Here is a 26,807-nt window from a genome sequence, read left to right on the forward strand (position 1 = left end):
GTCATTAAATCAATCTTTTTTATCAATTTCCCCGAAGACTCCTCCTCGTCCTTCTAACTACCGACCCGTACCATTTCTTCAAATGCACTCATTTTTCTAGTAATGGAACGCTTAAATAAAGTGTAAACTCTACTATTGTATTGTTCCCGCTAGCAAACGACTACTAACACTTTTTTGCTAACACTTTATTTTATGAAAGTATGAAAATGAAAAAACTATTATTACTTCTGTGCTTACTAAGTATGGGGTTGGGTAGCAGCTATGCCCAAAATGATTTTAGAGAGGAGTCTATTTACTTCCTCTTAACTACTCGATTCTTTGATGGAGATCCGAGTAATAACCGTCCGAACGAATGGAGTTCGTACAACCCGGATCCGGAAGTTAATCCGGCGATTACAGATCCCAATGATGTTACTTGGAAAGGTGATTTCAAAGGGTTAATCGAAAAGTTAGATTATATCCAAGATTTAGGATTTACCGCAATTTGGATTACTCCAATTGTACAAAACTGGTCGCCCTTGGATTATCATGGTTATCATGCCTATGATTTTACTAAAGTAGATCCTCGTTTGGAATCTCCTGGAGCAACATTCCAAGACCTGATTAATGAAGTTCATGCTAGAGACATGAAAATTGTATTGGATGTCGTGACGAATCATGCCGGTCGTTTTGGTATTAAAGGACAAGCAGAGATTAAATACAATACAGATACTTCTCAAGTATGGGGTCAAGATTTAGAAGGCAACCCTTTACAACCTAATCCAAATTGGGAGTACGATGGCATGACGCCTAACCCGGACGATGGATTAATATGGAGTAGAGCGAATATTCCTACAATGCCAGCACCTTATAACGAGAACTTAGAGTTATATAATTGGCCTTCAACTCAGTCGTATGTAGATACTACTGATCCAGAATGGTACCATCATAGTGGAAATGGTTTTGCACAAGGTTGGGACGATACAGAAAACCTTTATAATAGAGCTTTGGCAGGGGATACGCCCGATTTAAATACATCTTCTCCAGTAGTAAGAGAGTATTTGGTAAATGCCTACAGAACATTTATCGAAATGGGTGTAGATGCATTCCGTTGGGATACCATCAAACACATGAGTAAGGAAGATGTATTGTATTTCTTAGATGAGTTTAAAAAAATCAATCCCGATTTATTCGTATTTGGTGAGGTAGCTCAAAAACGACACGAACTGCATAGTATTGAAGAAATCAACCCTCACTGGTACACATGGAGAGGAGCAACTAATGCTTCAGAACCATCAGGAATGGCAGTTATTGACTTTTACGCAGAAGCTAGTTTCCATGGTCCATTCGAGTATGGAGAAGGTTTCGCAGGTGTAAAAGCTGCCGATCGTTATGATCACTTGTATGCGGATCCATCAACAAACTTATTATGGTTGGATAACCATGACTTTGGTCCTAACAACGACTGGAACAAGCGTTATGGTGGAACCGATGAAAACTTAGCCGCATGTTTGAACTTCATGTTTACATGGAGAGGTATTCCAATTGTGTATTATGGTACTGAGATGCGTTTTATGTCGGGTGCATATGCTGATATTCATGATGCATCAGGGATTACTAAATCTATTAATGAGACGGGTAGAGCTTATTATGGTGATGTAATGGATCAAGCTCCTAGCCATAAAATCTATAAGCATATCCAGAAATTGAATGCCATGAGAAGTGCAATTCCGGCACTGCAGAAAGGTGAATGGCGATGGGATGGATCAAGTGCAGGTAATGCAGTTGGTTTTGTTAGAAAGTATGGTGATAGCGAAGTGGCTGTTGGTTTAGCAAAAGATGGCTCTGCTAGTTTCACTTTCTCTGGTTTAACAAATGGAGTATATAGAGATGCCGTAACAGGTGCTGAATATGCAGTATCGAATGGGTCTTTAACTTGTAATGTAGAGTCGGGATCAGCAGCAGTATATGTTTTAAATGGTCCAGGTCGAATTGGTTCAAATGGTCAAGGTTTCTTCCAAGCAGGCGAAGGTGGACCAGGCAAACCATTTGTTCAAGGTTCTCCATCTCCAGGTAGATACACAGATCCGATTGAAGTGTCTTTATCTGCTACATTAGGTGCAGGTGCTCCATATACTATTTATTATACAACTGATGGTTCTCTTCCTTCGGTAGCTAGTACTCGATATGATGGTGTGAAAATTCCTGTCGCTAGCGATTTAGATGTCAAAGCCATTGCATTTGATAAAGATGGTAATCAATCAGATGTAATTACTTTATCCTATAGAATTGGAGAAGTACAAGGTTTAGAAGTGTATTTCAAAAAGCCTGATTCATGGAATAGTGTCAATGTGCATTATTGGAACGAAACTCCAGCAGGAGCATTACCTCCATCAACCTGGCCAGGTCCAAACATGATGGAATATCAGGATGGTTGGTATAAATATGTATTTGAGGAAACAGAATCTGTTAATCTATTATTTAGCGATAATTCTGCAAATAAAACAGAAGATCTAACAAGAAGTAGTAACGGATGGTACAAAGATGGTCAGTGGTACAATGAATGCCCAGATTGTGTACCTGTAGAGCCTAAGGCACCGACATTATCATATACTCAGAATGGGGCAAATATCAATCTGACGGCTACAGAGAATGGAGTAATACATTATACAGTAGACGGTACAGATCCAACATCAGCATCAGATGTTACTTCTGGAGCAGTAACACTTACCGGAGCGGAAGGAGAAACAGTTACTTTAAAAGCAATTGCTATTAATGAAGTTGGTTCATCTAACATTGTGTCTACATCATATACTTTCCCAATTATTCCTGAAGGTGGAATGACGGTATATTTTAAACCTACAAGTTGTAACGATCCAAAAATTTATTTCTGGCGAGTTGAAAATGGTAGTATGACTACCACATGGCCTGGTGAAAGCATGATTCCTTCTTCTAAATATGAAGGATTCTATGAAGCTACTTTAGATGGTACTTGTACGAATTTGATTCTTCTTTGTGGTTCTACTAAAATTACAGGAGATGAAATGAGTATTTGTGGTGATGTATGGTATGTTGAAGGTGAGGGATGGGTTCCTGAACCAATCATTGAAGATGTTCCAGATACCGAAGCACCTACTTTAGGTATTTCACCAGGATCAGGATCATATGTGGGTAGTGTCTCAGTGACTATTTCAGCGACTGATGATCGCGATAGTTCTCCAACTATCTATTATACAACAGATGGAAGTATGCCAAATATGTCTTCTACTTCAGCAGAAAGTACTGTAACATTTACTGTTACTGAAGATATGACAGTGAAAGCTATTGCGATGGATGATTCTAGTAATATCTCCACAATGCAGACAGCAGACTATGTGATTACACAACCAACTGGTGGATTTACTGTTCATGCTTTTGGGTATACTATGATTCATCATTGGAATGCTACTCCGGCAGGTAGTTTTGCGAGCAGTACTTGGCCTGGAGCTAATCTGCAAGATGAAGGAGATGGATGGTACAGTTTCACTTTCCCTGAAACAGTGGAATCTACAAACTTATTGTTCCATGGAAATGGACAAACGCCGGACATGTCAAGAGATAAAGATGGTTGGTTTAAAGACGGAGTTTGGTACGATCAGAAACCAACAACTCAACCTCAAAATGGTTTAACAGTTCACTTAAAAACAACTTGGGCAAGTCCAAAAGTACATTATTGGAATGCTTCTGATGGAAGCAGCTCGAATTGGCCAGGTGAAAATATGGTAAGTGAAGGCAACGGATGGTTTAAATACACTATTCCAAATGTAAGTTCGGCAAATCTATTATTCCACGATGGAAATGGAAATCAAACTTCTGATTTGAATCGTTCTTCAGAAGGTTGGTACATGGATGGTACTTGGTATGATGCTAATCCGGAAGGAAGTGGAGCAAGAACAGTTGGACAGTTCTTGGATTTAGAAGAAAGAATTCAATTGTACCCTACTCGAGTGATGAATCACTTTAAATTGAGTATCAATTTAGCAGAGGCGACTCCAGTAAATATCCGAATCCTAAATATTAATGGACAGGATGTACACCCTGTTGCTCAATTAGAATTGGATGAAGGAAGTCATTTATTAAATGTTTCCGATCTGAAAATTAAAGCAGGATTGTACTTTGTTAATATACAAGTAGGCGATCAGAGAGTGGTAAAGAAGATCGTGAAATTCTAGAACAAACTGATGGATTAGATATTTGTTTAAACAAAAAGTCTGAAAAATCTAATTTTGTGGTGTCACTTTATGAAGTGGCACCATAAATCTAGGAAATGACCCCTGAGGAGACCTGTAATTACCTAGATTGCAAACGTTCAATAAGTATGAAAATGAGTTAAACATAACAAACAAATTTTCACAAAATCGTTTACGATGTATGAATATTCTAAGATGATTATTCGTATACAATCATAAGCATAATTATTTTATAGAGAAATTTCGTTAGAGAAAAAGAGAATCAAAATTTGATTCTCTTTTTTTTTCTTTAAAGGAATTGAAAAGTTCTCTCCGCCCTCTTTTCAGGTTTCTAATTGGATATCTACAATATTTCTTGGAATCATTTATCTTTGTTCCAACACTTGAATTTTCGATCATTTATCAGAAATGCAAGTGAGTAAATATGAATCTATGAGAATATTATTTTTTCTTTTTATTCTTTCCTCAATAATTACCCAAGGGAAAGATTTTGATAGTGAACTGTCCGAACTCGATATCATGTTAGATGAAAGGGATACGTACGTTGAAAAACGTATTCAAGATATCAAGTATTTAAAACAGCGATTGTATAAGGAAAAATCGGCTTTGATAAAGTACGAAATGTCTTTGTTGATCACACAACAATACATTCCATACAACTCAGATTCTGCATTGCATTATGCAGAAAACACTTTAGAATTTGCCAATACGATTCAATCATCAGATTACATCATTCAAGCGAAGTTATTATTGGCTCAGGCGTATTCTTTGGTAGGGTTATACCATGAGAGTATTTTGTTATTAGATACTTTTAAAAACGAAGAAGGACTGGGATCTTATAAAGAATTGTATCACTCTATTAATGCAAGCTTATACAACTCATTAACCTTGATGAATATTGATGGGGAATTTGGACAAAAATATAGAGATCAATGGAATTACCACGAAGAGAAAATAGTAGAGGTTACTAATAAAGAGGCTCTTTCTCACCGGTTAGCAGTATCTGAGTTATTAAAAACCAAAGGTGATTTAAAAAAAGCTATTCAATATTTACAAAAGATAGTTGATGAGGTGACACCTACAGACAGAATCTATGCTCCAGCCACCTATATGATTGCAGAAGCCTATGGTCAGTTGGGAAACACTTCTCAAAAGATCAAGTATTTGATTATGTCTTCTAAATCAGATATACAGTGCGGTGTGAAAGAACATGCTTCATTAAAAGAGTTGGCTGTAGAATTGTATAAAGCTGGAGAAATAAAAAGAGCATATAAATACATAAAAATTGCTTTAGACGATGCCCTTACTTCAAATACTCAATTGAGAAGACATGAAGTACTAGAAATCTTACCATTAATCGATTCAACATATCAAGAAAGTAGAGAGCGAACCAATAGAATTATGCTTTGGTTTATTGTGGTAAGTGTTGCTTTGGTATTACTTATGATGTTTTTATTGTTTTTTATCCAAAAGCAAAAAAGAAAACTAGAAGATACCAATCAGGAAGTGAAGGATAAGAATCATTTGTTGAGTGAATTGAATGAGGAATTGCAGTCGAGTAAAGAACAGGTTGAAGCTATCAATACTCAACTTCGTTCATTTAATGAAAGACAAGAAGAGTCAATTACCAAGTACCTGAAATTGTCATCAGCTTATATCGGAAAGTTTGATGATTACCGAAAGAATTTATTACGCAAGGCAAATAAAAGTCCTAAGGATGAAATTCTGAAATTGTTGAAATCAAAAGAAATCGTAGATCATGAGCTCAAAGAATTCTATCATGATTTTGATAAATCCTTTTTAAAACTCTATCCAAATTTTGTGGCCGAATACAATTCTCTGATGAAAGAAGAGGCACAAATCAAATTAAAGAAAAGTGAACTACTAAATACCGAGCTAAGAGTATTTGCATTGTTACGATTAGGGATTGAAGAAAGTAGTCAGATTGCGGAGTTTTTAAGATACTCTATTACCACGATTTATAATTACAGAACCAAAGCAAGAAACAATGCATTGGCAGGGAGAGATAATTTTGAGGTGGAATTGATGAAAATTGGTCATCAATAAATAAAAACTTGACTACTTTTTAGATGTAATAGTTGGTGTTTAAAATTCTGTTTATTAGTTTGTTATGTTTTTAAGCTAACTACTTTTTTACAACTTGTGCTATTTAAGGTGTTTTCTATACACTACTTTTGTAGCATACAGTTGAAAGAAAAGAATCTCAATAAATAAAAGAAAATGAAGAAGCTAATACTTACTATTTTATCGAGCTTTATGTTGGTGTCTCTCATCAATGCTCAAACATTAAAATCTCCAAGTGGAAATTTTACAATGACCTTTAAGGTAAATGCAGAAGGTATTCCTACTTATGCATTAGACATGGATGGTCAGGCTATCGTAAAAGAATCAAAACTTGGTTTACAATTAAAAGATGAAGAAAACCTAATTAAAGGTTTTTCTGTAGTAGATACTAAAACAGCTACTGAGGATGAAACTTGGGAACCTGTTTGGGGTGAGTCTAAAGAAATCAGAAATCACTACAATGAGTTATTAGTGAAGTTGAATCAAAAATCAACAAACAGAGAAATGTCTATTCGTTTCCGTTTGTTCGATGATGGTTTAGGTTTTAGATATGAATTCCCAGAGCAAAAGAACTTAGTTTACTTCGTAATCGAAGAAGAAAGAACTGAGTTTGCTATGGCAGGAGACCACAAAGCATGGTGGATCCCTGGTGACTACGATACACAAGAATATGACTATGTTACTTCTAAGCTTTCTGAAATTAGAGGTTTGATGAAAGAGGCTTACACTGGTAACGTATCTCAACAAGGTTTTTCTGATACAGGTGTTCAAACTGCTTTAATGATGAAATCGGATGATGGTATTTACATCAACATTCACGAAGCGGCTTTAGTAGAATATTCTTGTATGCACTTAGACCTTGATGATAAAAACTTTGTTTTCGAATCGCACTTAACTCCAGATGCTCAAGGAGTGAAAGGTTATATGCAAGCACCACGTTCTACACCTTGGAGAACAGTTATCGCAAGTAAAAATGCAGGAGATATCTTGTTATCAAAAATTACATTGAACTTGAACGAGCCATGTGCTATCGAAGATGTTTCTTGGATCAAGCCAGTAAAATACATGGGTGTTTGGTGGGAAATGATCACAGGTATGAGTCAGTGGGCTTACACTAACGATGTGCATTCTGTTCACTTAGGTAAAACAGATTACTCTAAGACAAAATCAAACGGTGTTCATGCTGCGAATACTGAGAATGTAAAAATGTATATCGACTTCGCTTCAGAGCATGGATTTGACGCTTTATTGGTAGAAGGTTGGAACGAAGGATGGGAAGACTGGTTTGGTAAATCAAAAGACTATGTTTTCGATTTCGTAACTCCTTATCCTGACTTTGATGTAGCTGAAGTTCGTGACTATGCGAAATCAAAAGGTATTAAAATGATGATGCACCACGAGACTTCTGGTTCAGTAAGAAACTACGAACGTCACATGGATAAAGCATATCAGTTTATGGTAGATAATGGTTATAACTCTGTAAAATCAGGTTATGTTGGACCAATCTTACCAAGAGGTGATCATCACTACTCACAGTGGATTAACAACCACTACTTATATGCAGTGAAGAAAGCAGCGGAGTACAAAATTATGGTTAACGCTCACGAAGCAGTTCGTCCTACAGGTTTAAGCAGAACATACCCTAACTTAATCGGTAACGAGTCAGCTAGAGGTACAGAGTACGAAGCGTTTGTTGGTAACAACGTTGATCATACGACAATCCTTCCATTTACAAGATTAGTTGGTGGTCCAATGGATTACACTCCAGGTATCTTCGTTACAGATATTAGCGAGTACGAGGCAAGCAGAACTTCTTATGTAAGAACAACAATTGCACGTCAGTTAGCATTATATGTGACAATGTACTCACCATTACAAATGGCTGCAGATTTACCTCAACACTACGCGAAGTTTATGGATGCTTTCCAATTCATCAAAGACGTAGCGATCGATTGGGATGAGTCATTAGTATTGGAAGCTGAGCCAGGTGACTACGTAACTTACGCTAGAAAAGAAAAAGGTGGCGATCGTTGGTTCGTAGGTAGAACAAACGACGAAGAGAAGAGAACATCAAACATTAACTTCGACTTCTTGGATGCTGATAAAACATATATCGCAACAGTTTACTCTGATGCAAAAGATGCTCACTACAAAGACAATCCTCAAGCATACGAGATCAAGAAGTATGTAGTGACTTCGAAATCTAAATTAGCTCAATTCTGTGCTCCAGGTGGTGGTTATGCTATCAGCTTAGAAGTAGCAAAGGATAAAGCAGCTACAAAAGGTATCAAGAAACTAAAATAATATTTTCAGTTGGTAGGCCCAGTCAATGGCTGGGTTTACGTTACTTGATAATGTTTTTTTGATATGATGAAGCTATCATCAATATCAAATTGTACGATTGAGATAAATAAGATCATTTCATTTCAAGCCCTCTGATTAATGATTGATCGTTGCTAAAAATAAAAAGGGACATGTATTAAAAATACTGTCCCTTTTATTGTGTCAAAATAATGAATTGGTAATAATACCGTAATAGTGTCTTTAGGCGTTTGCGTGTCTATCATTTCAAATTATAGTTCAAATATAGTTAATGACTTTAAATAATGGTACTATTTTAAGATTATTTTTACAATAGATGTGATTTTATCTATAAAAAAGAACTTTTTATCTTAAATGATATTTACAATTTGATGCTAAAAATCATAATAATGTACAGAATAAAATCAGTGTAATTTTATATTTAGCATTAAAACCTGAGTAATATTGTTCTTTTTGAAATTATAATAGAGAGGTAAAATCAGATAGTGTTTTCTGTAGTTGATTTAACTATTTTAAGATGAGTTTTGGTATTGTTTAGTGTTATGTGCATTTATCGGTGGTCAATTGGTTTTCCTCAATCTTTTAGTTTGTTAGAAAGTAATCTTGTTGGATGTTTTAATGTTAATGAGTATCAAATATTATAACTTAAAATTCCTTAAATGAGTAGAAGTATTCATAACAAATCAAAAAACAAACAATGAAAAAGTCATTCATCTACGTAACGATCTTAGCAATATTTGCTTTACTAACTTCATGTTCAAACGACGACGTTAATGGTATATTAATGCCGAAATTCACAAAGATTGAAGTAGCAGATAATGTTCATGTTTTATTCTTAAAGAAAGATATTCAAAACTTTGATGTGGAAGGTCGTCATAATCTGGACGATTACTACGAAGTAAGAAACAATACATTATATATTCACAATAACAATCACAATGATAATGTAACGGTAAAAGTTGGTGGTCCTGATATTGAGTCATTGACACTAAGAAACAGTTCTACTGTGGAGTTTGCCAATGATTTTGAAACTTACTCTGATAATTTCAATCTACATGTTCTAAATGATGCTCAAGTAGTAGGTGTTGGTCATGTTAAGGTGAATACATTAAATATTGAAGTGAGAAATGCAGGTAAAGTAACATTTAATAATATAGAAGCGAATCATTTAAATCTTGATCAAACAGATGGAACATCTGCTTTTATTGAAGGTTATGCGAGATACCAAGACATTTCGGTAAATAATGGAGCTTTCTTTAATATGAAAAGAGATAGCGAAGTAATTGATTGGTTTAGACAACCAAATAACTTCCAAAACCCAGTGAGAGGTGAGGAAGTAAAAGTGAACATTCAAGCAGGAGCCAGAGCATGGGTATATGCGGAGCAAAAATTAACTGGTAACGTTAATGGTGGTAGTAAATTATACTATAAAGGTACTGTTGATACTCATTCATTAAATGTTCCTTCAGGAAGTTCAATCGAAAAGAAATAGAAATATTGTTCATATAGTTTGTCATAATAACAAAAGCCTCCAATGTGTATTGGAGGCTTTTTTATGTTAATAACATAAAAGTTGAGTAGACCGTATCTAGGGTACGTTCTACTTGGCTTTATTTGTTTATATAGAAACCCTCAAACGCGAAAAGCAAACTTTCCAACCTAATCTACTAACAATAAAACTTTATACATAGGACATACTTACTCTATGTATTCTTTATCCCCTCAGAGAGACGTTGTGTTCGCAACGTCTCTAGCGGATTAATCACTTTATTTATTGGTTTAAATTATACAATTGTTTCAGTGGAATAATCGGAGCTTAAATAAGTTTCATTTCCTTGTTAACAACGTTCAATTGGTGTAACTAAAAAGGTCTTAATCAAGTTTAAAATATCATAAAAAGTCAGAAATTAATCTCATTGTTAACCGAATTAATCTCCTCTTCAATCTGAAGTCATTTCATAGAAAAATGTTAGTTCAGTAGATATGAAAAAAGAAATTCATAAAAGTAGTTTGTCCATATAGAATTTATAGAATAACATGGTGGAATAGCTCGTGATAGATATCGCGAGCTATTTTTTTATAAAAAATAAAGGCAGCTAAATGCTGCCTTTACCTCTCATTACTAACTTTAATTTATTAATATTTATCTGCTAATAATTGGATCAGGATTTCCATCAGGATCATTATTTACTGAACCAGAAGCTCTGGCAGCTCCTAACAAATACACGCCAGCTGCATGAGGAGCAGCCATTGATGTACCATTATAAGAAGCATATCTTCCACCAGGAACAGTAGATAATATATTAACACCTGGAGCACACCAGTCTACAGGTGATCCATAGTTAGAGAATGAAGCAAAGTTATCGTTAATATCTGATGCAGATATTGTATAAACATTTGGTCCATTTGCCCGAGCAGGAGAAACGTTATTCGCATTTTGTGACTCATTCCCAGCAGCTAAAATAAATTTAACACCAGAAGATTGAGCAGCTTGTTCAACGGCATCATCTAGAGGAGTGTAACCTCCACCGCCTAAACTAAGGTTAGCAACATCTCCTGATCTTCCATTTGCACCAACAAAATCAATACCTGCAATAATACCAGAGTAAGAACCGCTTCCTCTAGAGTTTAAAACTTTAACAGGAACAACTGTTGCACCGGCTGCTACGCCGATTACTCCAATTTGATTATTGATTGCTGCAATAGTACCCGCGACGTGGGTTCCGTGGCTATTAAAGTCATCCAAAGAACGACCATCTCTACCAAATCTAAATGCATTAAAACCAATAGATTCATTCACATTTAAATCGGGATGATCCAAGTCGATTCCTGTATCCATAACATAGGCTACATTGTTTCCAGAATAACTAATACCACCATTTACCCGGGAAATTCCCCATGGTGTAGTCTGAGTAGAGAAAGTACTAACATTATTAGTACTAGGCTTGGCAAGAGTAACAATTTGATCTTTTATTACTCTTAAAACTCTTGGATCGTTACTAATTTGATCTAGCGTTTTTTCATCATGGATTTTAATAGAAAAACCATTAAGTACTCCACCATAAATGTTTCCAACATTTAGTTTTGGTAGTTGATACTCTGAGGCAAAACTATTTGCATCCAAGTTCATCAATTCTTGTCTTTCTAGATAAGTGAATTGGGATTTTCTAAGATTGGAAGTTGGACTTTCCTTTAAAAAAACAACATAATTGTTTTCGACTGTACTTAGTAGATCTTGGTCTTTAGTCTCATTTAAAGTGATTTCTTCATTGGTCGTACAAGAAACCATATACATGCCGATTAAAAGCATGCAGCTTCGTTTAAAAATTGAATTATTCATTTAATTTGTAGTTTTTAGAGAATAGTTAGTTAGTAATGAGATTGTTATGTGATGCAATTTGAAAATATTATTTAAAATAAAAAAATTATCAGCAATTATTTTAAATACTTGATATTTAGCAAATTGTGAATTCTTGAAATAGTTAACTTTGATAAAAGTAGGTAAAGTCAATTACCTACTTTCTATCATTTATCTTTTTCCCTCCCACTCAGCGTAAAATTGTTCTAAGAAATTTTCCATTACTTGATGTCGTTTCTCTGCTATTTTTTTTGCGGATTCAGTATGCATTCTTTCCTTCAGTAATAATAGTTTTTCATAAAAGTGAGCAATGGTCGAAGATTCACTCTTATGATAAGCATCAAATGATTGGTGCATTTCGTGAATCTCCTCTGGGTCGTATAAAAGACGATGTTTGCTTCCACCATAGGCAAAAGCTCTAGCAATGCCAATGGCTCCAATTGCATCCAAACGATCAGCATCTTGTACAACTTGTCCTTCAATAGAAGGCATTTCATCCTTCACACCTGCACCTTTATAAGAAACCCTTTTGACGATATCAGCTACTTTTTCTATAGTGTCTACATCCGCTCCAGCATCTTTAAGCCATTGTTTGGTTTGTCGACTACCCTCAAGTAGATCGCCATCATAGAATTTATGGTCTGCTATATCATGTAATAGGGCCGCTAGAGATACAATATATTTATCGCAATCTTCGGTACTCGCAATTAGTTCGGCAGATTTCCAAACACGGTAAATATGTTGCCAATCATGACCTGTCCCTTCTCCTTTGAATTTTTGTTCAATAAAGTCAGCTGTTTTTTGAATTATCTCTTTTTTTTGAGGATTCATGTTTAAATGAGTGTTAACTTGTGGTGCGTTTAAAAAGTTCATTATTTAATGAACAGAAAAGCGAAGTTATAAACTATTCTCTAAAATATTTCAACTAAAATGGCACAGATTACATTAAAGGGAAACCCAGTACAAACAGTAGGAGAGTTACCAGCTGTAGGAACACAAGCTCCAGATTTTACATTGGTAAAATCAGATCTTTCAGAAATCAAATTATCTGATTTTGCAGGTAAAAAAGTAATACTAAATATCTTTCCGAGTGTTGATACTGGTACATGCGCAACATCAACTAGAAAATTCAACGAAAAGGCATCATCATTAGATAATACAGTAGTGATCTGTGTTTCTAAAGATCTACCATTTGCATTCGGTCGTTTCTGTGGAGCAGAAGGTATCGAAGATGTATTGACAGGATCTTCATTTAGAGATACTTCCTTCGAAGATGACTATGGTTTAAAAATCACAACTGGCCCATTAACAGGCTTATGTTCAAGATCAGTTGTTGTCATCGACGAGTCGGGTAAGGTAGCATATACCGAGCAAGTAACAGAAACGGTAGATGAGCCTAATTATGATGCGGCATTGGCGGCGTTGTAATCAAGTGAAGAGTTAATAGTGAAAAGTGAAGAGTGGAAATTTTGGTCGCTCTTCACTTTTCACTCATCACTGTTCACTTAAAAAAATCTTATTAATGGGCATTCAATTATTTGAACTATTATCTTTGATTAATATTACATCAAAATTTTATCAACAAGATTTTTTTATACCGTTTTGACAAAGAAAGAGAAAGTACAAGATATCGTAAAAACGTTACAGACGTTATATCCTAATCCACCCATCCCTTTAGATCATAAAGATCCTTACACGTTGTTAGTAGCTGTAGCTTTATCTGCACAATGTACAGATGAACGTGTAAATAAAATTACCCCACTTCTCTTTGAAAAGGCAGACAACCCTTACGATATGTTGAAGCTTTCTGTTGAGGAAATTAAGGAAATTATTAAGCCTTGTGGATTGTCGCCAATGAAATCAAAAGGTATCTATGGGATGTCTAAAATGATTGTTGAGCAGTTTGATGGTAAAGTACCTGATAATTTTGCTGATTTAGAATCTATGCCTGCTGTTGGTCATAAAACAGCAAGTGTGGTAATGTCTCAAGCTTTTGGTGTACCGTCTTTCCCTGTAGATACACATATCCACCGTTTGATGTACCGTTGGGGATTAACTACCGGAAAAAACGTAGTGCAGACAGAAAAAGATGCCAAAAGACTTTTTGATGAAAAAGACTGGAACGATTTACACCTTCAAATTATTTATTTTGGTAGAGAGTATTGCCCTGCACAGCGTCATGATCCTGAGAAATGTCCTATTTGTTCTAAACATGGGAGGAAGTCGTTGTTTAAATAATAAGGTGAAGTAATAAGTAATAACTAATAGGGAATAGGGAGAGTAGAATTTAAATACAACTCAAATATATTTAGGTCTCCGTCTTCAAAGAGGCGGCCTTGGCCCCTCGGCCACGAACCGGGGGTACACAAATTGGTATACAAGCTAGCTATAAAACCCTATCAAATATGTTACATGCAAGTGACTGATAAGATTTGAAATGTGTGGAATGTTAGATTTTATGTATGATATAATAGATATGTCACATTTTTTAATTCAATTTTGTATATTGTTTCAAATTTAATGTCAATTAAAAATCCTTAAGGGATATTTTTAATGAATTTTGATCAGATTGAAGAAGCAGAGTTGATTGATTTAGTTAAAAACGGCGATCGACATGCTTGGGAATATATTACAAAAGAGTACTATCAGGCGATTCTTAATTTCATCAATAATATGGTGCATGATTGGGAAACTGCTGAGGAATTGGTACAAGATATTTTTGTCAATTTTTGGACAAAGAGAGAAAATCTTAACATCAACTTATCTTTAAAAGCTTATTTATATAGAGCATCTAGAAACCATACATTAAACTTTATCAAAAGACGTAATTTCGAAAGGGATTATCAGAAAGGGGTGGCAGAACGTATGGAAATCTCGAAAAATGATACTGAAGATGCTTATCATTTTAATGAGTTGGAGAAAAAGTTATATGCTTCAATAGAAGAACTTCCTGAAAAAATGAGAGAAATCTTTAAAATGAGTCGTTTTGAAGATCTTACTTATAAAGAAATTGCTGAAGCATTGGATATTCCTGTGAGAACAGTGCATTATCAAATCGGTTTAGCGTTAAAACAATTAAGAGAAAAATTAAAAGGACATGCCGATCCAAGCTTAATGTCTTATTCAGGATGGGTAGCAGCAGGATTGGTGACACAAATTTTAATGGATGCAGAAATTTTTTCAGAAATTTTTGTCAACACTTAGAAATTGATTGTCTGTTAAATAGAATAGGATAATAAAGACGATTCTATTTTCTACTGTAAGATAAATTTTGCGTGTAAATCACGCTGGACAAGTTATTAATAACAAAAAATTATCCGACTATGGATAAATTAGAAAACATAGATTGGACACTAATTGCTAAATGTTTAGGTGGAGACGAACAGGCTGTACTTAAAGCAAAAGAAGTAGCTTCATCTGACGAGGGGTTTAAAAGTGTTCTATCAGAAGTAACGGAGATCTGGACAATGTCTGGGTCTATGGGACAAAACCTCCGAAATAAACCAGCTTCGGAAGTTTTGGATAAAAAAGTAAACGAGATTTGGTCTAAGGTTTTAGAGACTGAATCTGAAGAATTATCATTGGCTACATCATTAGCATCAAACAAAGGTGTAGACAGTGAGCTTCAAGGTATTTGGGATACAGCTTTTTCTTTAGGTCAAAAACAAAAGAAAGAAGTATCAAATCAAGAGATGGATGCAGCAATGGCAAAAATGCTATTGCGCATGAATGTTGATGAACAAAATTCCAAAGAAAAGGTGGAGTTCAAAGTAGAGAAAAATGTTCCTTCAAAAACAAAAGAAAGAACACTATGGAACTTCCAAACTAAAATGGCAATGGCGGTAGCAATGGTACTTGCTGTTGGATTTAGTCTTTTCAATTATTTTGATGGAGGTTCTGATCTACAAACATTTGCATCTGGTACTACTGTTGCAAAAGTAGACTTACCTGATGGTACTCAAGTTTGGTTAAGTCCGAACTCTGAAATCACTTACCCATCAGAATTTGCTGAAAATAGACGTCAGGTTCAATTGAATGGTGAAGCATTCTTTGAGGTACATCACAACAAAGAAAAGCCATTCAGTATTCTTACTAATGATACCAAAACTACTGTATTAGGTACATCTTTCTATCTAAAAGCGGATGAAGTAGAAGTAGTAACAGGTAAGGTAAGATACGAGGACAAATCTACTGGCGATTATGTTGTACTAGTGAAAGACGAAAAAGGTGTTTTAAACCAAGAAGGTATTTCTAAAGTAGCTTACGATAGTCAGGATGCTTTAAAATTGCGTCAAGCGAACATCGTCTTCCAAGGCAGTTCTTTAGAAGAAGTAGTTGAGGAATTATCAATTGCTTATGGTAAAGAAATTGTGATTGAAAGTGATGAACTTAAATCAAGAAAGTTCACAGGTACCTTCAAGAACAAATCATTCTCAACAGTAATTGCTCAGGTATCTGAAGTAATTGGCTGTGAGACTCAAGAGGAAAATAATAAAGTGATATTAAAATAATCACCTTTATCATATCAAAAATTAAGTCGGTAGGAGAACATCTTATCGACTTTTTTGTTTTTCAAGCCTTCACTCATTAATTCTTCTTAATTCATCCTCTTTTATCCATAAAAGCCCATTATCTTTGTATCGAATTTAAAATCAATCGAATGCATACAACGATAGAATTAGATACTATAGTTGCTTTGGCAACAGTTCCAGGACAATCTGCGATACACGTTATTCGTTTATCAGGTCCTGATGCTATCAAAATTGTAAATAAAGTATTTAAAGGTAAAGACCTAGAAAAACAAGCTGGACATACGGCACACTTTGGTACTATCCGAGAAGAAGACGGTACTATTGTCGATGAGGTATTGGCGACGATTTTCTATGGACCAAAATCATATACTGGCGAGAATACGGTAGAAGTTTCTTGTCATGGTTCCCAATTTATTGCCGATCAGTTATTGCAACTGTTCATGAAAGTGGGAGCACGTTATGCCAAGGCAGGGGAGTTTACGCAAAGAGCCTTTGCAAACGGTAAATTAGATCTTGCTCAAGCTGAAGCAGTAGCTGATTTGATTGCAGCGGATTCTCATGCATCAAGAGATGCGGCCATGCAACAGATGAGAGGCGGTTTCTCAAGAGATATCAAAAAGCTAAGAGAGAAACTGATCCACTTTGCTTCAATGATAGAATTGGAGTTGGACTTCTCAGAAGAAGATGTTGAATTTGCTTCAAGAGATGATTTGAAGGACCTAATCAACGAACTTCAAAGAGTCATTAGAGCATTGATTGATTCCTTCTCTATGGGTAATGTATTAAAAAATGGAGTGCCTACAGTTATTGCAGGTAAACCAAATGCGGGTAAATCTACATTATTGAATGCCTTACTGAATGAAGAAAAAGCCATCGTTTCTGAGGTTGCCGGTACTACTCGTGATTTTATAGAAGACGAGATCAATATCGGAGGAGTGACTTTCCGTTTTGTAGATACAGCAGGCCTTCGTGAGACACAAGATAGAGTTGAAGCAATAGGTGTACAACGTTCTTACGAGAAGATGAAAAAGGCTTCATTAATCATGTATATGTTTGATGCCGCTTCATCAACTATCGAAGATGTAAAAGCCGAAGTGGAAGCCTTGGAAGCATTAGGTGTTCCTTACATTTTAGTCGCCAATAAAATCGACCAACTATCTAATGAGTTATCAAAAGAGTTCGACATATTCAACGAACATCTTTTAAAGATCTCTGCAGATAAAGAAATCGGTATCGAGGAATTAAAAGAAAGAGCACTTCACTTGGTGAACTTAGATAAGGTACAAGCAGGAAATACAATGGTGACCAATGCTCGTCATTATCAATCGCTTCGAGAAACAATGAAAGCTTTAGACGATGTAATCAATGGTATCGACTTAGGCATGACTGGCGATTTCTTAGCATTAGATATCCGTAATTCATTACATCATCTTGGTGAGATTACTGGTGAGGTAACTACGGATGATTTATTGGAGAACATCTTTAGTAAGTTCTGTATCGGGAAGTAATTCTCGGAGAAAAATATTGAATGAAGAAGAGGCTTTTGTGGCCTCTTTTTTTGTGGAATTACCTTAAAAAACCATTCCCATCCACAATTTAAAATATTGAAACGAACGTAAAAAGGGGATTCTTTTTCAATAAATTTTAAATTTCTTGGGATGGGAATAATCCAAAGTCTTCATTAATTGTCTTACTTACTGAAAAACAATTTTATCAAATAGTAGTCTACTTTAAATTTAAAGTTGATTCTGCTATAGTATAAATGTTTTGGGTCGTCTTCTATTGATTCTAGAATATTATCGGCCTTATCAAAATTACCTAAACCCATATTGGCTTTTAATAAAATCCAATCTTTGTGATCAGAATGTTGTTCATCTTCTAAAAGATCAATAACATACTCATACCTTTGATTTAGTAGCTCTTCTGATGCAATCAATAGTGTACTTTTTTCAGTAGTAATAGCATTTCTAGTCGTATAGCTATAAGATGTTGAAGCAATGAAGCTTTCGACACTTAGAGTATTAATGTAGACAGTAAGTCCAATGAAAATAGCAAAAACAGCAGCAGCTGAAGAAACTTTTAGATACTGAAGTTTTGCTCGCCTTTTTTTCATTCTCTCTCTAACAGCTCTTATTTCTTTATTTCGATAGGAGAGCTGAATCCTTTGTTCTATAATCGAGTTATCCATAAATATAGATTAATGAAGGTTTTTGTTTTTACTCACTATATTAGATGCCTAAAATGTGATTTCGTAATCAAAGACATGAAGAAATAATATTTAGTAAGCTGTCTTTGTCGTCTAATTTATCTTGTAAACCTTCCTTTAAATATTTTAAACATCTGCTTTTTTTGTTACGTAAAGCCTGTTCAGAAGAATATTTTCCTTTATTCCTATCGAGTATTTGATTATACGATAATTTATCAAAATAATAGTTTTTTAGAATGTTTCTACAGTCAACCCCAATCTTTTCTATGAGGTCTTCAAACATAGATTTGGTGTATAAGTCGTCATCATTTCCTAATGGAATATCTTCAAGTAATTCTTCGTCTCCAGAAAGCTGATCGATCAAACCTTCTTCTAGGGGAGTTGAAAAATGTTTACTCTTTTTTTGTAAAGTTTTAAGCCACATGTTTTTTGCAATCGTAATCAGATAAGTGGAAATATGTGATTTTCCTTGAAACTTATCTTCATCGATACTCCAAATTACTTTAGCTAGCGCATCTTGAAAAATATCTTCAGCATCTTCTGAAGATCCGCCTAAGTTGACAATTATTTTCTTTACGCTTAAGAAATACTTGTCGTAAAGATGTTCAATTGTTTTTTCGTACTTAGTTCTGGTCTTTATGTTGTGAATGATTTTTTCAGAAGTATAGCTTGGTTTTAGAAAAAAATTTTTCATGTCAATTGAGATTTCTTAATGAAAGAGTTTCCGTACTCTAGTTTCAATTGAAGGAGGTACAAGTGCATTATTATTTCCATTTAGTACAAGCCCACCCCAAAACATAGGGTTGTAATACATATGTTCATTGTTTTCTATGTATAGTAATTTAGCTTTTTGTAGTGCAATATCCTTTTCCCAACCTTCAGATAAGTAGTTATAAAAATTATTTATGATGATAGCAGATGATTTATCATTTACTTTCCATTTACCTGCAATAACAGAAGGTATATCGGCATAAGCAAATGCGCGTTGTAAACTTAAGTCCCCTTCACCCTTTGAGAATGCACCTACTCCGGACTGACAAGAACTTAAGACCACTAAATTTATGTGTTGAAGATTAATATTGGAAATTTCATCGAAAGTAATTCTAGATTTTGTTGATTTATCTGGATAAAGAGAGATATATGAATCTTGTGGGATGCTTTTAAAGATTGAATGAGTAGCAAAGTGTAATACGTTATATTTTTTATTTTGAAGGGCTTTTTGCAGAGAGTTATAGGTTGCTTCTTGATTTAATAAATAGTCAGCATTAATATCTTTTACCTCTTCTTCTGTATACTGTAAATCACTATTAGCAAAAGGAGCAATGGCGAATGTATTTACTTCATCATAAATCGTATTTTTTTGTAAATTATTTTTGCTGTAATGAATTGAGTAAGAGTAGGTTGTGGCGAAACTTTCTAAGAGGTACTTATCATTGAAAATAAGTACTTCAAAAGGTATAGAATTTAATTTGCCATATGGGGATATGACTAAACGTTTATTATCTGTTGAATTTACCCAGTCAGGTAAAACATATTTACCAAATTTGTCTAGTTGTTCTATGAAGTCACGACTGATAAAATAATTACTTTTTGAAAAGACCTCAATAAGCTTATCTAAAGTGGTATCATCATATTTGATTACATTTAAATCGAATTGTCCTTCATTAAAGGTGATTCTATAAAAATTATTCTTTGTATAGTAGAACGAAATAAATGATTTATCGTCGTAATTATCCTCAAAATATTTTTTCAGATCTTTTGATGTAAATTTTGGAGATACACTTTTTTGATTGTTTTTATCACTAATTAAGAAGTCACTTTTTATATAAGTCATAAAATCTGGGTCGATAAGACCCGACGACCTCTTTTTCAAAATATTAGACTTTGCGTTTTCAATGATTTCTAAAGCCTTGGCTAAATCATCAAAATTTTTATCCTTAATGTAAGATTGACTAAAGAATTTGATCCATTCATCTTGCATGGTATTTAGTTCCTCAAAATGGAAAAGTAAATCATCATCTTTTTGTTGTTGCCAAATAAAATCATGAAAGTATTCATAACTTTTCCAATAATATTTTTTCTTTTTTTCTAATCTATCAGCATATTTTCCTTTGTAATAGTTTTGAATCATCAATTCATACTTCATGATTTCATTGGTATCACTTCTTACAGAAAATTCTTCGTTAATAATCTGTTGTGCTGAATCTAAATAATTAACATCATAATTTATATCATGAATTTTATTATAATCTTCTAATGATCTAAATATTTCAAGTCCAATACTAGTAATGTCTATATGAGGTGACGATTTTCCTTTTTTATAATATTCTAATGCCGTTGTTAAGGAAGATAGCTGTTCTTTAGGTTTATCAAGATGTTTATAGCATTCTGATAATTTCAAATGTGCTCTTGCTATATAAAAATTTCGTAATAGAATTTCATCTCTGCTGTAGAATGAGTCATCTGAATTTTTGAAATATTGATCGTATGATTTTAGAAAAGATTTTAAATATTTAACCGTCTCATGATACTTTTTCTGATTGAACGTATAAATACTTAAGTGATAATATTGATTCCCAGATAATTTTGCTTCATCAAAGTTTTTATTAATAAGCTGAATTGTTTCTTCAATTCCAGTCGAATCGTTCAATTTAACATGATTACTTAATTTATTTAAAAACATTACTTGGCTATTACCTTTTATATGCTTTAAACCATAATCATGAATGGCTTGACTCATATGGTATTCATGTTTTCTATAATAGATTTTACTTAATTGATGTATGAAAGTAGTGGGGAATCTAAAATCATCTTGATGATCCAAATATATATTGAAACCTTCTTTTAAATAATATTCAGAAGAATCTATACTTCCTAATGTGTAATAAAAATCAGCTAATAAATAATAAGTAGTTAATTGATGTTGTTGAAAGTGTTCTTTCTTACTTCTAATGTATGGTAATGATTTTTTTAGATAACTAATACCTTTTCTTGGATCTAATTTTTCTTTTCCATAGATATGCCCTAAAGCGTAATGAGCGTATGATTCATAATTATCATTATGAGTAATACTGTCTAATTTTTTGAATGTACGAATCGACTCATCAAATTTTTTTTGACTAAATTCTTCAATCCCTTTTCTTTTTAAATCGCTGGGATTCAATATGTTATTTATTGATATTAATAATGAAATAAAAAAAAACATCATTTTTTTATTTTTTACTGATTACAAATTTGCTGAGTTGGATCTAATATGTAAAGATCAAAAAAGTTTTAATTTATTTTTTAAACCTATGAGGTATTTTACTTTTACCAGCTTAATAATATTTACACTATTTTTTACTTCTTGTGGGAATGAAGTTAATCAAGAATTTGAGCCAATACAAGAAGAATTGAAAAATGATACTTCAAGTATATTAGCAACAGATTTAGAAAAAGATGATGGAAGTGCTCAACAAGAGCATGATGAACACTAAAATTAGAAAATTATACATAGTATAATCTATGATAATTGCAATGTTATAGATACACTACTAAATGAGACTATGTCTGACTTAACGTGGTTACTGTCACTATTTCAATAATATAAATTGATAATAGAAGGGGAATACGACACCAATCAGCGGTAACCCAATAACTAACAGCTTATATAATGATACAACGTAGAAATAAGCAACATTTGCACTCATGCTAAAAACAGAAATCAGAGGAAAGGCGACTAGAGCAGTTTATCTGTTCTAGTTTCGGCCTAGCCTGCAAAGAACTTAGAAGGGTAAAGTAAAAGGTAAATAGATCTAACTATATCGAAGAATATAGTACTACAGAAAGTTAAATACAAACAGGTGAGGGGGAGAGATTTTCTCTCCTCGTATCATTTTTCTTAACAAGATGATCTTTTAGGTCATCTTTTTTTATGATAAAATTTTAAATTGAATTCCAAATGGAATGAGCATGAAAGCTAAGTATTTTTTCTCGTTAAAAGAAAATTTAGAACTCAAAACTTCATATAATGAGACTGATGGTCTTTTTTGTTTTAACGATCTAATAAACTCATTTTCATTTATTTTAGAGGTATCTTCTTTTAAGAAACGATTCAATAATCCAATCCATATTTTTATATGTTGTAGTTGGAATTTTTTACTAAATGCATCATATAATTTATTATCTATCAAATAATCTTTAAGTAATAAATGTGTATCAAGCTTTTCTAAAGATCGAACACTTATAGTTCTTGAAATAGATAAATCATTCTGCAAATAGAAATAAACACCATCACTAATACCCACTTTTTCACACTTATGGAAAAGAACACGACTTTGGACTTCGTCTGCAAAGAATTTTGTAGATGTTGTAAAAGCATGAGGTAATAATTTGGCATTATACACACCAAATGCAGAAATCTTCCAATCCATACTTAAATCAAGAGCTTCTAAATTGGTGAAGATCCTCTTTTGAGGTAAAGGTAAAATTGAATTATTCTCCTCAGAGAAAAAATAATTTAACTGATATAAAGAAGCTTGAATATCCTCGGTCTCAAATAATCGAAGGGCTTTTTCTATGGCGTCTTTTCCGAGCCAATCATCATGATCTACAATAGTAAAATAATCTCCAGTACAGGCATCGAAACCTATATTTCTACAAGTATATCCTTGATGTTCTGCCCTAATTAACTTTATTCTAGCATCATCTTTTTGATGATTCTCGATAATAGTGGCACTGTTATCTGTAGAAGCATCGTCGATACAAATGATTTCTAAATTTTTATAAGTTTGATTTAATATACTATCAAAATACCGTTCAAGGTAAGCTTCAGCATTGTATACTGCAGTTATAATAGAGACTTTTTTTGTCATAAATGATATATCAAAAAATAAGTGCGATTCGAAATTTAAAGTTATAGAATCTATTGATTAAAGAACTACTTCAACTAAAAAATATTGTTTGACGATAAACTATAACACCTTGATCATTTTCTCTAAATGATTGGTATCTCAAACCAAGACCTTTGTAATGTAATCAATCGGAAATCAATCTAAAAAACATTACAATGAAAACAACCTTATTAAAATTAATCATCAGCTTTTTCTTAATTCCAACTTTGTTTGTGAATGCACAAGACTATGATTTGGTCATCTTAAACGGACGGGTGATGGATCCTGAAACTATGCTGGATAGAGTATTGAACGTTGGAGTAAAAGATGGAAATATTGCCATTATCACGCCCAAAGAAATTAAGGGAGAGAAAACAATAAATGCAGAAGGATTAGTGGTAGCACCTGGTTTTATCGATACACATTTCCATGCTTTAGATGGCTTATCCTTAAAAATGGCAGCAAGAGATGGTGTGACCACAGGAATGGATTTAGAAATAGGTGCCATCAATATTGATAATTGGTATAAAGGAAAAGAAGGTGCATGGCCTTTAAATTATGGTACTGGTATTAGCCATGAAGGTATTCGTATACAAGTATTAGATCCGGAAGTTGAATTACCTGAATGGGCAGATGCCCCTGTACTTTTAGGAAAGCTTCGAGCAGAGGCGTGTGCAGATGGCGATTGCGGATGGCAAGATACAGAAAGTAATCTCGAACAGTTAAACGAACTGATGCGACTAGCGGATGAAGGAATGCAACAGGGTGCATTAGGTTTTAATTCTACTGTAGGATATATGGTAGACGGTGTATCTACTTTAGAAATGTACAAACTTCAAGAAGTTGCGGCTAATTATGGACGTGTATCTACAGCCCATGTTCGTTTCCATGGTAGTCCAAAGAATCCTCAAGCACCATTAGGTTTTGAAGAAATTTTGGCAAATGCATTGGTTTTAAATGCACCATTATTATTACAACATAATAATGATTTTGGTTGGATGGAAAATGAAGATAAACTTCAAAAAGCAAGGGAACAAGGGTTTAATGTCTGGTCAGAATATTATCCATATACTGCTGCTTCTACTTCAATTTCTTCTTCCTTTTTACAGCCCGAAATGTTTGAAAACGTTTTAGGAGGTATGTATGAAAGAGATATTTACGATCCAATCGATGATAAGTTTTTAACGAAGGAAGAATTTTTAGCCACTGAAGAAAAAGATCCTAGTCGCTTGGTTGTGATTTACAATCAGAATAGAAAATTATGGATGACTGACTGGTTAAAAATGCCTCACATGACTGTTGCTTCTGATGCGATATATTCTGGTTTGGGTGTTGATTCATGGGATGTTCCTTTTGAAGAATATAAAGGTCACCCACGAACAGCAGGAACAAGAGCAAAAGTACTAAGACTAGGAAGAGAGAATGGAATTCCATTAATGTTTAGCTTAGCTCAAATGTCGTACTGGCCTGCGAAACATCTCGGAGATGCGGGATTAGAAGCAATGCAAAAAAGAGGTAGAATACAAGAAGGAATGGTAGCCGATATCACGATTTTTAATCCAGAAACTGTTTCCGATCAGGCTTCTTATAAACTTAAACAACAAGGAAAACCTTCCTCTGGAATTCCATATGTAATAGTAAATGGTCAGTGTGTGGTAGAAGATTCAGAGTTTAAAAAAGTATGGGCGGGACAACCGATACGTTACAAAGAAACAAAGGAATCAAAATTAGTTCCTCTAAGTAAAGAGTATTGGTTGAAAAAACATGCGATCAATAATATTTCTGTTGATGATTGTTCCCTTCATGCAGATGAACATAATCACACGCATGATCACGACCATAATCATAAATAATATTTTGTTTAACGACTCATCCAAAATCAATATTAAAATGAAAAAAATACTCATCCTGATATACGTGTTATTAAGTACACAATTATTTGCCCAAGACACTATTTTAATCAAAAATGTAAATATTTTTGATGGTAAAAATGAAAAGCTACAAGAAGGTGTTGATGTATTAGTTCAAGGAAATAAAATACAGAAAATAGCGAAAAATATAACACAAGATTCTTGTGAAGTTATCGATGGACAGGGTAAAATTCTGATACCAGGTTTAACCGATTCTCATACCCATATTATGTGGAATGATAACATCGAATATCTTGTTTATGGTGCCCCTGAAGGATATTCAGGCGTATTAGCAGCAGTTAATGCAAGAGAAATGTTGATGAGAGGATTTACTACAATTAGAGATGTAGGTGGACCTTCATTTGGATTAAAACATTTGATAGATGAAGGTGTTACACCTGGTCCTCGAATATTACCATCTGGAGCTTTCTTATCACAAACATCTGGTCATGGTGATTATGATCCGAAAGAGTGGTATTTGTCTCCTCATTTTACCGGACAAATTGATAAAGCTTACTTAAGAGGCTGGACAATTATTGCTGATGGAGTAGCAGAAACTCAAAAAGCTACAAGAGATATTCTAAGAGGTGGGGCAGCACAAATAAAAGCTTTTGGAAGTGGATCCATTACAGGAGCACACGATCCAATTGATGTAACAGAATACACCATCGAAGAATAAGAAACTATAGTAAAAGAAACGGATAAGTGGGGAACCTATGCAACTATTCATGCTTATTCTAACGAAGGAGTACAAAATGCGATTAATGCAGGGTTCCAATGTGTAGAACATGGATTATTTGCTACGGAAGAGACGTTTCAAATGATGAAAGATCATGATGTTTTCTTTTCTACACAATTCCTAGCTTTTGGACTTACACCAGAACAGGCAGGGTTAGAAGGTGAAGCTGCTAAGAAATATTTAATTGCTCAAGCAAGTGCTGAAGAAGGTTACAAAAGAGCTAAAAAAATCGGAGTAAAAATGAGTTGGGGAACAGATGCATTAGGTTCTCTTGATATACAAAGAATGCAAAGCTTAGAGTTTAAGGCAAGAGCAAAATATTTTTCAGGTTACGAAATATTGGTACAAGCAACCTCTTCGAATGCTGAATTATTTGAGAGAAGTGGAGAAAGACATCCTTATAAAGAAGCTCCTCTGGGAGTAGTTGAAAATGGAGCTTATGCCGATTTACTGATAGTAGAAGGGAATCCCTTAGAGGATATCACTTTGTTATCTGATCCTGAAAATAATCTTTTATTGATTATGAAGGATGGCAAAGTGTTTAAAAATACTTTATCAAAATAATAGTCCAACTAT

The 26,807-nt window shown here is 34.0% G+C and carries 17 protein-coding genes and 1 pseudogene; 12 read left to right on the plus strand and 6 right to left on the minus strand.

What is annotated here, in order from left to right:
* Positions 1 to 206 precede the first annotated feature (206 nt).
* The 4 genes from KMW28_RS03280 (at position 207) to KMW28_RS03295 (ending at position 10,107) form a co-directional block, all read left to right on the plus strand.
* The gene (locus KMW28_RS03280) at positions 207 to 4,190 is read left to right on the plus strand and encodes a starch-binding protein (protein ID WP_169666418.1); all 3,984 of its coding nucleotides are present in this window, start codon (positions 207 to 209) and stop codon (positions 4,188 to 4,190) included.
* Between the two features lie 450 nt (positions 4,191 to 4,640).
* Entirely contained in the window at positions 4,641 to 6,275 is a 1,635-nt protein-coding gene (locus KMW28_RS03285) for a DUF6377 domain-containing protein (RefSeq protein WP_169666420.1), read from the plus strand.
* A 174-nt stretch (positions 6,276 to 6,449) separates the two neighbouring features.
* Positions 6,450 to 8,597 (plus strand): glycoside hydrolase family 97 protein, encoded by a 2,148-nt coding sequence (locus KMW28_RS03290; protein ID WP_169666422.1) that lies wholly within the window; start codon positions 6,450 to 6,452, stop codon positions 8,595 to 8,597.
* A gap of 715 nt (positions 8,598 to 9,312) precedes the next feature.
* On the plus strand, positions 9,313 to 10,107 hold the full coding sequence (locus KMW28_RS03295) for a GIN domain-containing protein (RefSeq protein WP_169666424.1): 795 nt from the start codon (positions 9,313 to 9,315) through the stop codon (positions 10,105 to 10,107).
* Positions 10,108 to 10,758: 651 nt separating this feature from the next.
* On the opposite strand, the gene KMW28_RS03300 is transcribed toward KMW28_RS03295, so the two are convergent.
* Entirely contained in the window at positions 10,759 to 11,925 is a 1,167-nt protein-coding gene (locus KMW28_RS03300; protein WP_205958231.1) for a S8 family peptidase, read from the minus strand.
* A gap of 219 nt (positions 11,926 to 12,144) precedes the next feature.
* Positions 12,145 to 12,846 (minus strand): HD domain-containing protein, encoded by a 702-nt coding sequence (locus tag KMW28_RS03305; RefSeq protein ID WP_240973063.1) that lies wholly within the window; start codon positions 12,844 to 12,846, stop codon positions 12,145 to 12,147.
* A 57-nt stretch (positions 12,847 to 12,903) separates the two neighbouring features.
* Between KMW28_RS03305 and tpx the strand changes: the two genes are divergently transcribed.
* From tpx to mnmE, 5 genes are all read left to right on the plus strand, one after another.
* Entirely contained in the window at positions 12,904 to 13,401 is a 498-nt protein-coding gene (gene tpx, locus KMW28_RS03310) for a thiol peroxidase (RefSeq protein ID WP_169666427.1), read from the plus strand.
* Positions 13,402 to 13,575: 174 nt separating this feature from the next.
* Positions 13,576 to 14,211: an endonuclease III gene (gene nth, locus KMW28_RS03315; protein WP_066210159.1), complete on the plus strand. Its 636-nt coding sequence runs from the start codon at positions 13,576 to 13,578 to the stop codon at positions 14,209 to 14,211.
* Positions 14,212 to 14,526: 315 nt separating this feature from the next.
* Positions 14,527 to 15,177, plus strand: coding sequence for an RNA polymerase sigma-70 factor (locus KMW28_RS03320; protein WP_066210158.1), 651 nt, complete (start codon positions 14,527 to 14,529; stop codon positions 15,175 to 15,177).
* Between the two features lie 119 nt (positions 15,178 to 15,296).
* Positions 15,297 to 16,484, plus strand: a complete 1,188-nt coding sequence (locus KMW28_RS03325) for a FecR family protein (protein WP_169666428.1) — start codon at positions 15,297 to 15,299, stop codon at positions 16,482 to 16,484.
* Between the two features lie 149 nt (positions 16,485 to 16,633).
* Positions 16,634 to 18,013, plus strand: coding sequence for a tRNA uridine-5-carboxymethylaminomethyl(34) synthesis GTPase MnmE (mnmE, locus tag KMW28_RS03330; protein WP_169666429.1), 1,380 nt, complete (start codon positions 16,634 to 16,636; stop codon positions 18,011 to 18,013).
* Positions 18,014 to 18,195: 182 nt separating this feature from the next.
* Here mnmE and KMW28_RS03335 read toward each other — a convergent pair whose 3' ends face one another.
* From KMW28_RS03335 to KMW28_RS03345, 3 genes are all read right to left on the minus strand, one after another.
* Complete coding sequence (locus KMW28_RS03335) at positions 18,196 to 18,693, minus strand: hypothetical protein (RefSeq protein WP_169666430.1); 498 nt, start codon at positions 18,691 to 18,693, stop codon at positions 18,196 to 18,198.
* A gap of 67 nt (positions 18,694 to 18,760) precedes the next feature.
* Entirely contained in the window at positions 18,761 to 19,405 is a 645-nt protein-coding gene (locus KMW28_RS03340; RefSeq protein ID WP_066210154.1) for an RNA polymerase sigma factor, read from the minus strand.
* Positions 19,406 to 19,420: 15 nt separating this feature from the next.
* Positions 19,421 to 21,874 carry a CHAT domain-containing protein gene (locus KMW28_RS03345; protein WP_169666431.1) on the minus strand — a complete coding sequence of 818 codons (2,454 nt, stop codon included), beginning with the start codon at positions 21,872 to 21,874 and terminating at the stop codon, positions 19,421 to 19,423.
* 1 nt (position 21,875) lies between these two features.
* Here KMW28_RS03345 and KMW28_RS03350 point away from each other — a divergent pair, with 1 nt between their 5' ends.
* Positions 21,876 to 22,187 carry a hypothetical protein gene (locus KMW28_RS03350; RefSeq protein ID WP_169666432.1) on the plus strand — a complete coding sequence of 104 codons (312 nt, stop codon included), beginning with the start codon at positions 21,876 to 21,878 and terminating at the stop codon, positions 22,185 to 22,187.
* 435 nt (positions 22,188 to 22,622) lie between these two features.
* On the opposite strand, the gene KMW28_RS03355 is transcribed toward KMW28_RS03350, so the two are convergent.
* Entirely contained in the window at positions 22,623 to 23,564 is a 942-nt protein-coding gene (locus KMW28_RS03355; protein ID WP_169666434.1) for a glycosyltransferase family 2 protein, read from the minus strand.
* A 194-nt stretch (positions 23,565 to 23,758) separates the two neighbouring features.
* Here KMW28_RS03355 and KMW28_RS03360 point away from each other — a divergent pair, with 194 nt between their 5' ends.
* Complete coding sequence (locus tag KMW28_RS03360) at positions 23,759 to 25,435, plus strand: amidohydrolase family protein (protein WP_169666436.1); 1,677 nt, start codon at positions 23,759 to 23,761, stop codon at positions 25,433 to 25,435.
* A 37-nt stretch (positions 25,436 to 25,472) separates the two neighbouring features.
* A pseudogene (locus tag KMW28_RS28465) lies at positions 25,473 to 26,795 on the plus strand (amidohydrolase family protein).
* Positions 26,796 to 26,807 lie beyond the last annotated feature (12 nt).

The organism is Flammeovirga yaeyamensis (assembly GCF_018736045.1).
GTDB lineage: Bacteria > Bacteroidota > Bacteroidia > Cytophagales > Flammeovirgaceae > Flammeovirga > Flammeovirga yaeyamensis.

Bases quoted from the DNA above. Each gene is read 5' to 3' on its own strand.
- KMW28_RS03280 (WP_169666418.1), top strand. From the start codon at position 207: ATGAAAAAACTATTATTACTTCTGTGCTTACTAAGTATGGGGTTGGGT.
- KMW28_RS03285 (WP_169666420.1), top strand. From the start codon at position 4,641: ATGAGAATATTATTTTTTCTTTTTATTCTTTCCTCAATAATTACCCAA.
- KMW28_RS03290 (WP_169666422.1), top strand. From the start codon at position 6,450: ATGAAGAAGCTAATACTTACTATTTTATCGAGCTTTATGTTGGTGTCT.
- KMW28_RS03295 (WP_169666424.1), top strand. From the start codon at position 9,313: ATGAAAAAGTCATTCATCTACGTAACGATCTTAGCAATATTTGCTTTA.
- KMW28_RS03300 (WP_205958231.1), bottom strand. From the start codon at position 11,925: ATGCTTTTAATCGGCATGTATATGGTTTCTTGTACGACCAATGAAGAA.
- KMW28_RS03305 (WP_240973063.1), bottom strand. From the start codon at position 12,846: ATGAACTTTTTAAACGCACCACAAGTTAACACTCATTTAAACATGAAT.
- tpx (WP_169666427.1), top strand. From the start codon at position 12,904: ATGGCACAGATTACATTAAAGGGAAACCCAGTACAAACAGTAGGAGAG.
- KMW28_RS03320 (WP_066210158.1), top strand. From the start codon at position 14,527: ATGAATTTTGATCAGATTGAAGAAGCAGAGTTGATTGATTTAGTTAAA.
- KMW28_RS03325 (WP_169666428.1), top strand. From the start codon at position 15,297: ATGGATAAATTAGAAAACATAGATTGGACACTAATTGCTAAATGTTTA.
- mnmE (WP_169666429.1), top strand. From the start codon at position 16,634: ATGCATACAACGATAGAATTAGATACTATAGTTGCTTTGGCAACAGTT.
- KMW28_RS03335 (WP_169666430.1), bottom strand. From the start codon at position 18,693: ATGGATAACTCGATTATAGAACAAAGGATTCAGCTCTCCTATCGAAAT.
- KMW28_RS03340 (WP_066210154.1), bottom strand. From the start codon at position 19,405: ATGAAAAATTTTTTTCTAAAACCAAGCTATACTTCTGAAAAAATCATT.
- KMW28_RS03350 (WP_169666432.1), top strand. From the start codon at position 21,876: ATGTTATTTATTGATATTAATAATGAAATAAAAAAAAACATCATTTTT.
- KMW28_RS03355 (WP_169666434.1), bottom strand. From the start codon at position 23,564: ATGACAAAAAAAGTCTCTATTATAACTGCAGTATACAATGCTGAAGCT.
- KMW28_RS03360 (WP_169666436.1), top strand. From the start codon at position 23,759: ATGAAAACAACCTTATTAAAATTAATCATCAGCTTTTTCTTAATTCCA.